Origin of the sequence: Emergencia sp. (assembly GCF_048465375.1) — a bacterium.
In the GTDB taxonomy this organism is placed as follows: Bacteria; Bacillota; Clostridia; order Peptostreptococcales; family Anaerovoracaceae; genus Senimuribacter.
Genome location: NZ_DBFWLQ010000001.1, coordinates 21,815 through 36,838, shown reverse-complemented (window position 1 = coordinate 36,838; position 15,024 = coordinate 21,815). Strand labels below are relative to the sequence as shown.

General features: G+C 42.4%; 15 protein-coding genes and 1 tRNA gene. 3 read left to right on the top strand and 13 right to left on the bottom strand.

Features of this window, described 5'->3' with window-relative positions; translation table 11 throughout:
• Positions 1–64 precede the first annotated feature (64 nt).
• The 10 genes from ACMQ5W_RS00215 to ACMQ5W_RS00170 all read right to left on the bottom strand — a co-directional run bounded on the left by ACMQ5W_RS00215 (position 65) and on the right by ACMQ5W_RS00170 (position 9,575).
• On the bottom strand, positions 65–2,026 hold the full coding sequence (locus ACMQ5W_RS00215; RefSeq protein ID WP_419022382.1) for a leucine-rich repeat domain-containing protein: 1,962 nt from the start codon (positions 2,024–2,026) through the stop codon (positions 65–67).
• A 326-nt stretch (positions 2,027–2,352) separates the two neighbouring features.
• Positions 2,353–2,428 (bottom strand) — tRNA-Ala (locus ACMQ5W_RS00210).
• Positions 2,429–2,570: 142 nt separating this feature from the next.
• Complete coding sequence (locus ACMQ5W_RS00205; protein ID WP_419022380.1) at positions 2,571–3,095, bottom strand: hypothetical protein; 525 nt, start codon at positions 3,093–3,095, stop codon at positions 2,571–2,573.
• A 78-nt stretch (positions 3,096–3,173) separates the two neighbouring features.
• A complete protein-coding gene (locus ACMQ5W_RS00200; protein WP_419022378.1) occupies positions 3,174–4,442 on the bottom strand; it encodes a M18 family aminopeptidase in 1,269 nt (422 codons plus the stop codon).
• Between the two features lie 247 nt (positions 4,443–4,689).
• Positions 4,690–6,216: a diguanylate cyclase domain-containing protein gene (locus ACMQ5W_RS00195; RefSeq protein WP_419022376.1), complete on the bottom strand. Its 1,527-nt coding sequence runs from the start codon at positions 6,214–6,216 to the stop codon at positions 4,690–4,692.
• A gap of 263 nt (positions 6,217–6,479) precedes the next feature.
• A complete protein-coding gene (locus ACMQ5W_RS00190; protein WP_419022502.1) occupies positions 6,480–6,896 on the bottom strand; it encodes an amidohydrolase family protein in 417 nt (138 codons plus the stop codon).
• Complete coding sequence (locus tag ACMQ5W_RS00185; RefSeq protein ID WP_419022374.1) at positions 6,815–7,195, bottom strand: hypothetical protein; 381 nt, start codon at positions 7,193–7,195, stop codon at positions 6,815–6,817. Before ACMQ5W_RS00185 ends, ACMQ5W_RS00190 begins: the two co-directional genes overlap by 82 nt.
• A gap of 255 nt (positions 7,196–7,450) precedes the next feature.
• Positions 7,451–7,834, bottom strand: coding sequence for a nucleotidyltransferase domain-containing protein (locus tag ACMQ5W_RS00180; RefSeq protein WP_419022372.1), 384 nt, complete (start codon positions 7,832–7,834; stop codon positions 7,451–7,453).
• Positions 7,835–7,978: 144 nt separating this feature from the next.
• The gene (locus ACMQ5W_RS00175; RefSeq protein ID WP_419022370.1) at positions 7,979–8,542 is read right to left on the bottom strand and encodes a CHAP domain-containing protein; all 564 of its coding nucleotides are present in this window, start codon (positions 8,540–8,542) and stop codon (positions 7,979–7,981) included.
• A 94-nt stretch (positions 8,543–8,636) separates the two neighbouring features.
• The gene (locus ACMQ5W_RS00170) at positions 8,637–9,575 is read right to left on the bottom strand and encodes a LysR family transcriptional regulator (protein ID WP_148493611.1); all 939 of its coding nucleotides are present in this window, start codon (positions 9,573–9,575) and stop codon (positions 8,637–8,639) included.
• A 173-nt stretch (positions 9,576–9,748) separates the two neighbouring features.
• Here ACMQ5W_RS00170 and ACMQ5W_RS00165 point away from each other — a divergent pair, with 173 nt between their 5' ends.
• Both ACMQ5W_RS00165 and ACMQ5W_RS00160 read left to right on the top strand, forming a co-directional pair.
• Positions 9,749–10,936 (top strand): M20 metallopeptidase family protein, encoded by a 1,188-nt coding sequence (locus tag ACMQ5W_RS00165; protein ID WP_419022368.1) that lies wholly within the window; start codon positions 9,749–9,751, stop codon positions 10,934–10,936.
• A 53-nt stretch (positions 10,937–10,989) separates the two neighbouring features.
• A complete protein-coding gene (locus tag ACMQ5W_RS00160; RefSeq protein ID WP_419022366.1) occupies positions 10,990–12,225 on the top strand; it encodes a hypothetical protein in 1,236 nt (411 codons plus the stop codon).
• Between the two features lie 111 nt (positions 12,226–12,336).
• Here the strand turns inward: ACMQ5W_RS00160 and ACMQ5W_RS00155 are convergent, their stop codons facing one another.
• The 3 genes from ACMQ5W_RS00155 to ACMQ5W_RS00145 form a co-directional block, all read right to left on the bottom strand.
• A complete protein-coding gene (locus ACMQ5W_RS00155; RefSeq protein ID WP_148493608.1) occupies positions 12,337–12,897 on the bottom strand; it encodes a GrpB family protein in 561 nt (186 codons plus the stop codon).
• 381 nt (positions 12,898–13,278) lie between these two features.
• On the bottom strand, positions 13,279–14,223 hold the full coding sequence (locus tag ACMQ5W_RS00150; RefSeq protein ID WP_419022364.1) for a site-specific integrase: 945 nt from the start codon (positions 14,221–14,223) through the stop codon (positions 13,279–13,281).
• A 54-nt stretch (positions 14,224–14,277) separates the two neighbouring features.
• Complete coding sequence (locus tag ACMQ5W_RS00145; protein ID WP_148493606.1) at positions 14,278–14,457, bottom strand: hypothetical protein; 180 nt, start codon at positions 14,455–14,457, stop codon at positions 14,278–14,280.
• Between the two features lie 292 nt (positions 14,458–14,749).
• On the opposite strand from ACMQ5W_RS00145, the gene ACMQ5W_RS00140 reads away from it, so the two are divergent.
• Positions 14,750–14,881, top strand: a complete 132-nt coding sequence (locus tag ACMQ5W_RS00140) for a hypothetical protein (RefSeq protein ID WP_419022362.1) — start codon at positions 14,750–14,752, stop codon at positions 14,879–14,881.
• The last annotated feature ends 143 nt before the right edge of the window (positions 14,882–15,024 follow it).

The window sequence follows — 15,024 nt, the reverse complement described above, 5'->3', positions numbered from 1 at the left end:
ATACTAAATATCGCAGGCAAAATCCCCGTCCAAGTGGCGGGGATTTTGCTGTTTATATCAATATTTATTTTGCTATTCTATAAGCCTTGTTAGACCATTTGGTATAAATCGTCTGACCATCTATCACTCTGACACCTCTGATCTTATAATAATATCTGGTGCCCTTCTTCAATTGTTTCGTGTTGGTATACATGTTCTTTGTTCCGCTCTTCGTCGTAAAGAAAGGTTTTTTCCCAAATCCGCTGTTCTTTTTCGTCGATCTGAATATCTGGAAGCAATCGACCTTATATCCCCATGATTTTTTCCATCTGATTATCATTTTGCCTTTTTTGGCTTGAGATGAGGCTTTGATCGTCGTTGCCTCAACCCCTGCGATCAGCCTATCCGCTGGAGTTTCTTCCAGTTCAAAGGTCACATCGATTGTATGGGATTTTGTTATCGTTTTGAAGGTATAGGAGGAAATAGGTCCTACACTTTCTCCATCGATGACTACGTCTTTCACTTTATATCCGTCTTCTGGCACAAACTGAAAAGTCTTGTCACTTCCATAAGATACCCATACCATGCCATCTGGAGTAATCGTGCCATGTTCCCCTGCTGAGGCTGTGATGATGCGCCCTGAAGGTGATGGTGATGGTGATGGTTTTGGAGTAACGGTATACGGCTGCTGAACTGATCCCCCCATAAGACTCACGTTGTCTTTCTTTCCTACGGTCATGATTTGGTTAAGGGAATAAAACACCTTCCCGCTGGACGTTTGCGGAATATTCCATATCACCTCGCCGCTTGTTGGATTATAGGTGCCGCTGCTGAATGGATCACTAGGTGCTAAAGCCGTGCCTCCCATTGTCGGTGCTTTTACGGCAATCGTCCCACCATCAAAAGTAATTGGCGGCAAGTTGATCGTAAGAGAAAGGGATGATAGTTTAGGAAAATCACCACTTAAATTTTTAAAGGCTTCTAATTCATTTAACTCACCAGATGTTTCAATCGAATCTATGGTAATGTGACTTAATTTCGGCAAGGCGCCTAAAGCATCCAGACTCCCGGATACCCCTGTCAAGCTCAATTGGAGATTTTCTAAGCTCTGCAATTGGCTCAGATTATCAAAGCTTGCATTCAGACCTGTACACAATCCTATGTTAAGGATTTTCAGATTTTTCAATGCGCTAAACGCCTGTAAATCGCCGCCGAACCCCGTTGCTGCTATCTCCAGCCGTTCTAATGCTTTAAGCCCTTCCAAATTTTTCAGCTCACCCGATACCTTTGTACGAGTCAGATAGAGGTCTTTCACCTTCGTCCAGTTTAAACCGTTCAGCGTTCCACTTACCTGCGTACCACCCAGATTGAGATAATCCAATTTTGGATTATCCGAATCCAAATCACTGAGATCCGACAACGCTCCGGTCAGCTGTGTGTGATCCATAGTCAGTTTCTTTAAATTTTGATGGTTTTTTATATCTGACAGCTTCCCAGTTATCTGCTTACTTCCTATATTCAACTCCTCCAAGACCTTCATATTCTCCAAGTCGACTAAATCTCCTGTTAGATTATCATTAGCGGACAAGTTGAGTTTTTTCATTTTCGTCAAGTTGCTGAGACTGCTCAAGTCACCCGATACCTTTGTACTCCATAAGTCAAGTATCATCAAATCTGTTAAGCCGCTCAGCTGGGACAGATTCCCGGATACACCTGTCGAACTCAGATCAAGATTCTGCAGATTCGGCATCTTTTCACAGATGAAGTTAAAGTCTGTTTCATTTAATTTGCTAGAAGTTACTGTCAGTGAATGAATCCCACTATAATCGGGCACCCCCCGGGATTTTTGAGTTCTTGATCTACAAGACTTTGCAGGTTTCCTTCTGTAGCGCCACTGATACTTATATTCGGCACAGCTGCCGCACGCATGGTCTGGGAGCCTGGCTGTTCGGCGGCAAAGGTCATTCCCGATATTGAAAGCATGCAAATGGTTAAACAAAAGCACAATCCAAGGATCAGAAATCGATTCTTCTTTTTCATTTTTCATCTTCCTTTCTCTTTTTATATAATTTTTCTAATTTAATTACATTGTACAAACCTGTCAGAGAAATACAAGATGATTAGCACAAGCCGTCGATATACGACGCAAGCCGTTTCTGATTTAACATTAAAAAACGATTCCATGCGGCCGCATTACTACTGTGCACTCATGTCGCCCGCAAGGATCGATTTTACTTTTTCCGGTCGGCTCGGACCGCTCGCTGTTCACCCTTCCACTGGAAGGGTTCACTAACGCTCGCGCCCTTTCGGGTTCGAGCCCCCTTTTTTGTTTTCTTCACGCAAAAATGACACCCTAATGGGTGTCATTTTTAGTGGTGGAGCATAGGGGGCTCGAACCCCTGACCCCCACACTGCCAGTGTGGTGCGCTCCCAGCTGCGCTAATGCCCCGTATCAAATAAAACACTTACAAATCTGATTATATGATATTCATTTTCATAATGCAAGTCCTTTCTTTTATTTTTTCAAAAAACCGCGGTTTCTTTCAAAAACACCGGTACTAAAAACAGTACCGGTGTTTGTAATCTCAGACTTAAATTAGTTTTACTGTGCTCGCGATACCAATCTTATGCACGATCAATTGCGACGTGTTACCGCCAATAATAAACTGACCTGGCGAAAACGCCTGCACTGTCACCTGTAAATTATCGCCAACATTCAGCAGCACCACTGCTCTGCGGGATATCTCGTATAAATTATCAGGTGCCATGGTAATATGCGCGATGGAATTCAGAACCGGAGTTCCATTGACGGTTACAGCCGTATCATACTGACCGGCAACTGACGTAGACGCCCCACTGAAATCATAATAGATTTCGTAGTAACCTGCTTCATAAACTGTCAATGTTCCTGGTGTAACCTTATAGGGATCGAGATCAATGCTTCCTGCCTCAAAAGAGAAATTCCCCTGAGTCGGTGATTGCTGATCAAATAGAACAGGCACAATCTGTCCGGCTTCGGTTGTAAGAACCGGGTAACCGGTAATCGTGTGCATCCCGCTGAAAACGCCCATAGCACCAGTATTGGTGTTGCAAACACATGGAGAAATAGGGTCCATGGCAAAACCTCCTATTTGCTTTAAAAGCAATAACAGTATATGCCTTTACTACAAGTCCTGTGCGTATTTCATCCTATTTTATTCCCTAAAAAATTCTTCCGCCATCACAATCATATCCTCAGTATCTTTGACACCTGCCGTTTCCCAAGCCGAATGCATGGCAAGCTGGGGCAAGCCGATGTCTACACTTTTTATTGGAACCATCATATTTGAAAGATTCCCCAGGGTAGAACCGCCAGCAATGTCTGATCTGTTGGTAAAGGTCTGCGTCCGCAACCCCGCTTTCTTGCAAATCTGGCGAAAGAATCCGGCAGAGACGCCATCAGTGCAGTATTTCTGTGCAGCATTAAATTTGATGACAATACCGCCGCCCACGACAGGTCTGTTGACTGGATCAGCCTTATCCTGATGATTAGGATGCAGACCATGGGCATTATCTGCGGAGATCATAAAGCCTTCTGCCAAATCGACGAGATAATCTTCGTAAGATTTCCCCATCGCGCCATTGACCCTCTGCAGAGTGTCGTAAAGAAAGCTGGATGCGGCTCCCTGTTTCGTTCCACTGCCGGTCTCCTCATTATCAAAGACACAAAGGATTGATACATGCTTTTTCTCCTTTGCTGCCGTAAAGCCTTTTAATGAGGAAAAAGCACACTGCAAATCGTCCAGCTTCGGCGCAGACAAAAATTCCTCGTTTCCGCCTAATACCGTTCCCCGTCCTCTTTGGTAGAGGAATAAGTCATGACCCAAAATGGCATCGGCCTTTGTTCCTGCTGCCGCTGCCACTTCTTCCATAAATCGGCCTTTTGACCCAATCGTACCATAGAGAGGCTGCAAATCCTTTTGCGGATTATACTTATATCCTGTGTTGACTTCCCGATCCATATGAATGGCCAGGTTTGGTATGATTAAAAGATCTCTATCAATGTTGACCAGTCGCTCCGTAAGGCTGCCGCAGTCATCTTGGCAGACAATTCGGCCTGCAACAGACAGTGGTCTGTCATACCAGGAACTGTAAATCATGCCGCCATAGTTTTCTACATTTAGTTTCACATACTTGTCTTCCACTACGATCTCCGGGTTTTCTTTAATCTTAAAACAAGGTGAATCGCTGTGACTGGCCATGATGCGATAGCCCTTTTCTGGTTTCACTGGCAAATCCAGTGCAATGATAGAGGAGTGATTCCGCATGACAAAATATCTGCCGCCAGCTTTGATCTCCCATTTTTCATTTTCTTCTAACTGTTTATATCCAGCCTCTGCTAGGCAGCTTCTTATTTCGTCCACTGCGTGAAAGCAGGACGGACTCTTATATAAAAAATCAAGCAGTTCTTCCGTATGTCTCATATTGCCTCCTTTTTACTAAACCAAGGTTATCATTCTTAATCTGAAAATGCAAGTTCTGTCATGTAATATTCTACACGGAAATGAAAGTTTCATGCAACGCGTATTGTCTGTGAGTGGGCATTCACCCAAGTCTGTACCTCTCCCCAGTCAAATTCTTTGTGTATTTTCTTTTTACATCAAAAAACCGGATAAAGTACAGATCTCCCAGTCTGTGCCTTATCCAGCAATTTTCTTATGCATCGTTCCCTTATTTATCGCACGAATGCTTCGAGTAGAAGCAGTATCTTGCTCGTCCGGCTTGCTTTGCTTCATAAAGCGCAGCATCACTCTGCCGGATCAGCTCGTCAATATCCAGATCTGCCCCCTTGGTACTGGAAATCCCAATACTAGCCGAGAGCATCTGAAAACAAACTGAATTAGAAAAGGTTTGTCCCATTCTTTCAAGAAAATGAGAGGCCTCTTCCGCCAGTTTTGTTTCTGTAAATGCGCCAAGCTTTGTAATCAAAAACTCGTCGCCTCCAATGCGGGCGATGAAGTCCTTTGGAAAGCATTCTTTGAGCAGTTCGGCCGTTATTACCAGCGCTTCATCTCCTACTTTATGTCCATAGGTATCATTTATATATTTAAATCGATCCAAATCGACGTATAACAGTCCTAGTTCCTGATAGCGTCTGTTTTCACGGATATACTGATAAAAGCTCCGGCGATTGTTTAAGCCCGTTAGAAAATCAGAGTTTGAACTTTTGATAATCTTTTCTTCCAGTTCTCTCTCCTTGGTGATATCTCTATAAATGCACAGTCTGCCCGCCTCATTGTGAAAGACGTCATGTATTGGCACTTCGTTGATTTCCAGAATGCGCGGTCCCATATCCGGCGCGTCGTAATAGACTTTGGCCTCTGTATATCCGACATCATTCATCTCTTTGAAATCTTTTAATATCTCTTTGCTCCATGCCGTGGATTTTTGTCCGATGATTTCACTTTTGCTGATACCAAAGTATTCCTCGAACTTCTCGTTGCTGTTGATAATCGTACCCTCTTCGTTCCACACCAAAATAGCAAAAGGCATGCTTCGCAATATCAGTTCCAATTCGGCACTCATATTTTCCAATGCCGTAATATCGTGGCCAATCCCGACAGTACCAAGCAGGTTCCCCTGGTCATCGATAACCGGCGCCTTGTAGGTGTTAAATTGGCGCATTCCGTGCTGACTGCTGACCTTTTCAGTAGAAAAACATTTTTGCCGTTTTGTCATCACAAATTCATCTGTTTCTTTGCAGACAAACTGTCCCTTTTCGAATTCCTCTTTTGATATATCCCAAATGAAACAGTGATCCTTGCCCGTGACGACTTCTTTTGGTTTTCCCACTGTCTGACAAAATACACTGTTTACCTTTACATGGCTGCCCTTTACGTCTTTAAACCAGACCATATCCGGCATGCATTCAAGTAAAGTGTCCAGACAAATTTCCTGGATTCGGCTGTTCTTACGGGATTGTGCCATTTCCAGGAGCTTGAGAAAGCGCAGTGTGAGTAACCTGTCGTTATAGGGTTTCTCCCATACCTCATCTGCCCCCAGCAGCTCGTTCCCCAGTGTCTCAATCTGATCGAGATCTGCACACGCCACCAATATAAATTGTATGTAACTTCCATCTTTGAAAGCAGAAATCTGCCCCGCTGAAGGATTGTCCAAAAAGACGATGTCCCCGGCGGAATGGATTCCTTCTCTGGCGTCAGTATAGGTCTCAATCTGACAGTTCAAATGCTCTGGCAAATCTGCCCTTCTTAAAAGTGTCTCTAAATCAAGGTTTTGGCTGAATATCTTAATTTTTAAATTGCCGAGATACATATTATGTACTCCCTTCCCTACGAATGCAAATATCCGAATCTTTAGTTAATTACTATAATATCACAGAACTGTACTAAATTCCATCGGTAAGGGAAGATTTATTCTTTCAGATTATCCATCAGGAGGTATGACGAGCGCTTCTCCATCTATATCCACCTGTTCCTCTCAGCCACAACTTGACAAGGCAGTTAAAATTCCGCATCATATACTTTTTCTCCCTTTATAAACGTTGCCAAAACCTTGACCTGCTCCATTTCATCAGGTGGAACCTTCAAAATGTCCCTATCCAAAACTAAAAAATCCGCTGCATAGCCCTTCTTTATCATTCCAACATCGGTTAATCCCAACATTTCTGCAGACTCTTTTGTGTAGAGTTTGATAGCGGTCTCTATATTCACTTGGTGCTGCTGGCCAGTATCTACACCATTCCATGCCTTCCGAAGAACCGCAGCTTTAAGGTTGATAAAAGGTGCAAATGGACTCGCCCACGAAGTTGCAGGCGCATCTGTAGAGAAGCAAAATCTCACGCCTGCTTCAATCCACTCTTTGATTGGATAGCACTTTTTTGTTCTTTCTTGCCCCAGATTGTCGAAATAGCTTTCCACTTCCAAGGGGTCCAGTTAAAGTCTTTTTTCCATAGATGTATGAACGCATTGTTCACAGGATTGTCCGTATATGCGAACAAATTCTCAACATTAATTGGTACGTCCAGTGCCTGGTTTCCCTTTCTGATCTGCATGCCTCTCCAGTTTGCATGCCGCCGAATCCATGCTCGGGAAGCCTTTTCCCCTTGCACGCCATACTTCTCAACGAGGTTTTTGGCGACAACAATCCAGAACATGCTTTCAAGATCGTATAGGGGTGGGGTGATTTCCTTAAACATCGTCTCAAAATCGTATTTCATTTGAATTCTCCTTTCAGTTGAACGTCATCATCTATTTCGCAAACTCTTGTATTTTCTGTATTTTACCTCATTACAGTCTCCGTCCTCGTTAATAAACCGTTTTCACCTGTCATTAGAATGTTAATGATATGAAGCCGTGAGAAAGTGAAAGAAAATATGAATGACAATAAAAAACCGTTAAAACCAGGAATTTCCTCGTTCTAACGGTATTCTTAATATCGATATTTAGAATAATCTAGCTGTGTTTGTTTGTATTCACGCAATCTTCACACCTTCTCTCAGTACATTTTGATAAAATGCTGATACAGAAAGATATTTCTCGTATACCTCTGTACTTTGCAACACAGGGGCAAGAACAACATCGTACTCCAAATCCAGCCTATTCGAAACATCAAAAATTTTATTTCTTTCTGCACCTATCTCTTGTGGGTCAACAGCAAGCAACAGTAAAATATCTATATCGCTGTCGGAAGCATTATCCCCTCTTGCACAAGAGCCGTAGAGAATCACTTCACTGAGTTTTTCTCCATAAATTTGTTTTGCTTCTTCTGCAAAAATAGTGGCAATCTTCTTTATCCTTTTCTCCATCATACACCGTGCCCCTTCACAATCAATGACTGTAACGATTGATTCGTCCATATATCCCGCTCTTATCCTTATTATATGTTAAAGCAGATAAAATAACAATATACAAATCGCACCACGAATACTTAACTTTCAGCCTGTTTTACCGCATGTCAATAAGCGTACTTTTTTCGGTTATTTGACCATTTCAATTTATCTTCATTTGAGGACCCCATACCCATAAATCTCGTCGCTTCCGGCTGGATACTTCCTCTCGCGGCATCTTCCCCCGCTGTTCCCTTCGATGGTGTAAATCACACCGTCTTTGCACCCTTTGACGATGCCTGCATGGTCAGCGTCGCCGTTAGCGTCCCAGTCAAAGAAGACGATCATGCCTGCCTTTGGTGCCACAGACTCTTTTATCCATCGTCTATTTTCAATAAACCACCTTGCACCTTCCCTGCAATCAGAGAATTTGGGCGCTTTTCCGCCTTTGATGTATCCGCACCGATCCGCGCACCAACTGACAAAACAAGCGCACCAGTCCACAGGCGCATCAAAACCATACCAGCTCCAGTAAGTGCCTCCGTCGTTTCCAATCTGAGATTCAGCGACTTCAACAATCGTACCGTTTTCCGGGATGTACGTCTCATCGCCGCCATATAAGATGAGTAACAGAAATAACAGGCTGAAGGCTGCCACACCGCAGGCAAAGAGGATAGGCCAAGTCCTTCTCCTACTACGGCGCTGCCTATGCGGCCTTCTCCTATGTATTTTGTGCAATCTATAGATCCCCTTTGCTCGCATTTTTCCCTTTCTGATAAAATCATGCCATTGCGTACTTGCCTCCTATCAGAATATGCTCCTACAGACCTGTCTAATATAAAATTTTATTATTTTCTACTTTCAACTCCCTCGTTTCCTTCAAATCATTGATTCCGCTTATCACGTACTCGACGAAGGCTTTGTATATCCCCTCTGGCTCTTTCGCCCGCGGATAGGTCAGATAGGTATTGTATTCAACTGGTTCTTCCAGAGGCAGCGCCGTGATTTTATCGCAGATGATGCCTGCTGCTGTAGACTCTGTCGCAAAGGTAATTCCATCGTCATTTGCAATCATCTCCACGATCAGGTCTCTGTCAAATGAGTTTTCCAGCACCACGTGAAAGTCAGCATTTCTGTCTTTGTATATCTTTTGAAAGTCAGTCCATAAGTTCGTAGTTTTCTCTCCTACCAATACGGGCAAAGCAGTCAAATCTTCCGCCGTAATCGCTTGGTGAGACGCAATCGGATTATTTCGATTAATTATCACCAGCAAATCCTCTTCAATCAGCGGGATATACTCCAGCTGCTCTAATCGATCCTCCGGCCTCAGCTTCACAATGGCAAAATCTAAATTTCCGCTCTTCAGCCCCTCGTAGGCCCCATAATTATCGGTTATTCGAATCGTTCCCAAAACATTGGTATTCGTTTTGTAGAAGTTTTTGAGGATTGATGAAACGCCAACTGTCCAGGAAAATGGAAAGGCACCTACATTGATGATTGCCTTTTCAGCTTCTGTATTCTCGTTAAATTCTTTCATGAGGACGTCGATTGCCTCAACGACTCCTTTTGCACATTGACAGAATCTCTCTCCATCTTTGGTCAAACTGACATTATGATGGTTTCTGATAAAAAGCGTCGTTTTCAGTTCTGCCTCCAGAGAACTGATTTGCTGGGATATATTGGATTGTGTTATGTACAAAGACTGTGCTGCTTTCGTGAAGTTTTTATACTTTGCCACCTCAAGCACATAATATATTTGTCTTATCTCCATGATCTCTCCCTTCCCATTCCTGTCTTCAAACTAAAAACGTATGATTACTGTCACTAATGCTTACAATTATAACCTTTAATTTCCATTTAATCAACTCGAATGCTATAATCCAATTATCAAAAAATATAGATAACTCAAAGTTGTCTGTAAACTTTAAAAGGAGGCAGAACAATTTGGATACCATTTTAGCAAAGGCTGAAACGCTCTTTGAAGAGATTGTCGAAATCAGACGCGAAATCCATCGCCACCCTGAGCTGGGGCAAGAAGAGACCCGCACATCTGCGCTAATCAAAGAACAACTAGTAAAATATGGAGTTGACGAAATACTTGCTCCAGGCGGTACATCTGTCATCGGCGTTGTGAAAGGACGAAGGGGTGCAGGCAGCTGTATCGGCATCAGGTGCGATATGGATGCGCTTCCTGTCTTAGAGGCTACAGGTCTTCCCTTTTCCAGTGAAAATAACGGAGTCATGCACGCATGCGGCCACGATCTGCACACTGCGATGATGCTTGGCAACGCAAAGATTCTTTGTGACATGAGAGACGAATTTGCTGGAACGGTTAAGTTGATTTTCGAGGCAAGCGAGGAAAAACAGCCTGGCGGTGCTCGCGCAATCATCGATTCTGGCACAGTAGACGACGTCGATGTGTTCCTGTCAATGCACGTTCTCCCAAGCGAAGATGCGCTGGGCAAAATCGGGTTTAAAAAAGGCTCCGTAACTACTTCAGCAGATGAGGTTTACATCACCATTTATGGCAAAAGCGGGCACGGTTCACAGCCGCAGGAGGCAAAGGATGCCATACTAGCTGCATCACAAATCAATATTCTCTTACAGCAAATTCAGGCGAGGAATGTCAATCCACTGGATACCTGTATTTTCTCCATTAACTCTTTTCACGGCGGCGTAGCGACGAATATCATAGCCGGAGAATGTAAAATGGCAGGCGCGATGCGTGCTTATACAGAAGAGACTCGCAGGATTGCTACAGAAAAGATTTATGATATCTGTGCCGGTGTCGAAAAAGTATCTGGGTGCACCATCGATGCAAAAGTAATAAAAGGCTACGATGCCTGCATCAATGATGACAAAATTGTTGATTTGCTGACAGCTGCTTTTGAAGAGACTCTCGGCCCAGAAAGCTATTATATCATGAAGGAGCCTTTGGGCTTCAGCGAAGATTATAGCTTTTTTGGAACAATCACGGAAAAGCCATCTGTACTGATGTTTCTCAATGCGGGCCATGCTTTGGGAATGGAAGTTTCTACATTACATAGCCCTGACTGCACCTTTGACGAAGATGCGATGAAAAATGGAGTTGCTGCGATGACACACAGCGTTCTTGCTCTACTGAAAAAATGATGTAATTCGTTATTGTTATTTATATATTCAATGAATATGAGAAAGGAATTATTATGATACTTTATAATGCATTTTTAGCTGTAATCATCGTCGGTATCGCCTATGTAATCGGTGAATGGGTATCAACACTGACCCATGCATGGGTGCCTTCTGTGTTAGTGACAGCAATTATCTTCCTCATCGGTTTCTGGACAGTGATACCAAAGACAGTGGCGGCTGACTCGGGACTCGCTCCTTTCGCCAGTACCATTGGCGTTTTGATGTTCATCACCCATATCGGAACCGTAATCAGCCTCAAACAGTTGATCGAACAATGGAAAACCGTCGTCGTCTGTCTGGTAGGCCTGGTCGGCATGGTCGCCCTTTGCTGGTTCATCTGTCCACTCATTATGGACAAAGCCTTGGTAATCTCTGGACTGCCGCCGCTTACAGGCGGTATTGTCGCAGCACTTACAATGCAAGGCGCTGCTGAAGCCGCTGGCTTAAAGGAAGCCGCCGTGTTTGCCATTGCAATGTACAGCGTGCAGGGGCTTGCCGGGTATCCTATTACGGCACTGTGTCTGCACTCGGAGGGCAAAAAACTCTTAAAAGAATGGCGTTCTGGTGAGTTAAATCTTACCCAGTCTGAAATTGATGAAATGAAGACTATCGGCCTCTCGACAATCGCAGATGACAGCGGATTGAAAAAATTGCTTCCTCCAGTCCCAGAACAGTTCAATACCCCTGTCTTTATCATCGTGAAAGTTGCCGGCAGCGTCTGGATTTCTTCCATACTGGGTCAGCTGTTCCCTCAAATCCCGACCATCGTTTGGTGCCTTATCGTTTCTGTAATCCTGACACGGATCGGCATTCTCGATACAAGCTCCCTTTCGAGAGCAAACACCTATACGGTCTTCATGTTCGCCGCTATGTTAAGCGTATTCTCTGGACTTGCAGATTGTACGCCGAGTATGCTTAAAACTTTGATTGTCCCAATGCTGATCATGATCATCATCGGCGTTGCCGGTATGGGTTTAGCCGCCTTCGTCATCGCAAAAATATTCCATATGGATTTCCAATTAGCCTTTGCCAATGGGCTTACCGCTTTATATGGTTTCCCTTGTGATGCGATTATCACCGAAAGCACCTGCAATTCTCTTACAAGTGATGCTGACGAGCGGGGATACTTGATGAGCAAAATGTTCCCGTCCATGGTAGTAGGCGGATTCGTCACCGTAACAATCACATCCGTCATTTTCGCCGGTTACTTTGCTAAATTATTAGGCGGAGCAGGAGGCGTTATATTTTAGAATTATGGGCAGCATTTTGCTGATGACTTGCTGGCCGTTAAGAGAATAACGTACAAAACCCGCCTTTGGGCGGGTTTTGTAGTCTTTGCAAACATAGAGAAACTGGATTTGTTAATATCTATTTTTATATATTAATTTAGCATCATCCGTTTTTTTCTTGATAAAATCGGATTTAGCATTTGTGTAACCGTCTCGGTCATGCTCATACTCTCTCCAAAGCTTTCGTTTCATTTTCTCATATTGTCTGGCTACATCAGGAAATTCATTGAGATAATCTCTGAAATACAACTCATCATTGTCTCCAATATATCTCAAATGTAAGTGAAATACTCTTTCAGCGAATCCACATTCAGTATATCCTTTATTAAAAGAAATCCTTTCGGTACTCTCCGTCATACAAATGTAGCCATTATTCACTAATATATCTTTGAAATCAGATAAATTACATTCTCTTTGCACTTCGACAAGAATATCAATAATGGGCTTTGCCCAAATAGTCTTTATGGCTGTACTCCCTATATGGTTCAACTTCGCTGTTTGAGGTAATAGTGGCTTTAATAAAGTTTTTTCCTCAGCGTACCAATCTTTCCAGTAATCTTGATGTTCTGTCAAAAAGATAGGAAACAACTGCCACAATTCTTCCAAACTCATTTCTGATAGTTTTTTGCTCACAGCACACCTCTTGTAACGTAAAATTCAATTGCAATGAAAGTAATTGTTCATTGCAATTCAAGATACCATTTTTTACATTTAATGTCAACACCGTTATTTCTGTTTCATAGGTGAAGTGAAATGCCCTGCCCATCTGCTGTCAATGATGGAGAGGGCTCAGTCCGCATCCCGCTTCTCAGTCTGCCGTCCAACGCCTCCCCTTCCAGTTGACTGGGCTATGCACCGCATAGGAACAGAAAAGCCCTACCCTTCCTGGGCAGGACTTTTTTGTTCTTGGTGGAGATGCCCAAGTGCAATACAGTCTATACTTGTTGAAATTTATAGCTTTCTTTATTCTCCTTTTATTGTCATCCCCTTATCAATCCCTTATGGACTTTTCAATTACCTCTCATTCGCTTTTCCTATTTTCTTTTCCAGTTTGTCAATGTGCTTTTCGAACTTTTCTACCGCATCAAAATTCATACGATTAAACACATTTGCATATGTGTCTAATGTAATATGGATATTCTTATGTCCCATCCAGTTTTTTAAAACAACAGGTGGTATGCCTGCCTCAATGCATCTTGTTGCAAAAGTATGGCGCAAACAATGTTGTCCATAATATTCTAATCCGCATTTTTCGCATAATCTTCTAAAAAAGCAATTCACTTGGTAGGTCGCAATAATGCCTTTCTTATTATAATCATAAAACAACAATCCCTCTGGATTATCTTTTCTTTGATTAAGGGCCTCAATCAAAACAGGTTCAAGTTGCTTACTAATCGGAATGTCTCTAATTCCTGCATAAGTCTTAGTTCCGTCTTTAATAAATTCTCTATACTCTATACCTCTGGAAACAGTTGACTTAACATGAATTATTTTGTGTTTTAAATCTATGTTTTCTGGTTTGAGCGCATTGATTTCTCCCATACGCATCCCACTGTACAATTCAATAAGAAGTTGTAGTTTGTAATTATTCCTATTCTTTGGAACCTTATATTCCTTCAAGCCTCTTATTAGTTTATTTTGTTCTTCCTCTGTAAATGCACTTACTTTTTTATCTGATTTTGGACAACGTAAATTTCTTGACAGCATTAAATTGTTTGAAACAATTCGCTTATCTGCTGCAATCATAAAGGCAACTCGAAGTTGTTGGTATACCTTTCCAATTACGCTGTTTGAATAATTTGTTATACTGCATAGAAAAAACTCAAGTTGCCTTTCAGTTACTTCTATAATTGGGATATCTCCAATCAGACTGCGTTCTATAATTCCTAAATTCGCCATATTTCTAGAATATCCCTGTTCATTTACATAATTTTTTTCTAAATCAGATTTGTATTTCATTTTGATAATGTCAGGGATTGTCGAATCTATGTCAATTCCTCTATTCTTTTTTTCCTAAATTTCTAAAAACGCAGCAGCCTTTTCCATACACATTTCTTCATTGCCACCAGTTACAGATTTTATTTTAATTTCCCCATATTCATTACGATAAGGAAATCGATATTCTAGTTTTCCGTTATCCTTAACTCTAAATGAACCCGTTCCCCTTTCTCTCCTTCTCATTTTTTTCGCCATTTACTCCTTACCTCCAATAACGTTCATTCTCTTTTGTATGTTTCTGGGAGAAAAAATCTATCAATGCATGTGCTTCAACAATTTTTAAACGCCCATAATCCGCTGACCTTATCGATAAACAGAACCGGAGTAAACCCATTGCGGAAATGAGTGATATTGAAAGGCTTTGAGCTGAAAACAGGATCTTAAAAGCTCAGCTGAAACGAAAGGAATTGGAGAATCTCTACTTGAAAAAATGGGACGGGATAGAGAGGGGACGGTACTAGGACGTGTAAGGCATGGATACACATATATGGCAATAAAAGAACTTAACGAATCGGAAGCTGCAAGCATTGCGGAGTTCTATACAGTTGCAGGAATTTCAGGATCATCTTATTACAAATTATGTCACAGACTGATTCCTGATGATGAAAAGCTCAACTAAAAGCTGGTGCTGATAGTAAAAGCCATCCATGAAACTGCCCGGATAAAGGCTGTCGCAGAATCAAGGAATGATATATACAGGGACTATGATATTGGCCTCAGTGAAAACCAGATCCTTCATCTCTGCAGGTTGCTGAATCAAAT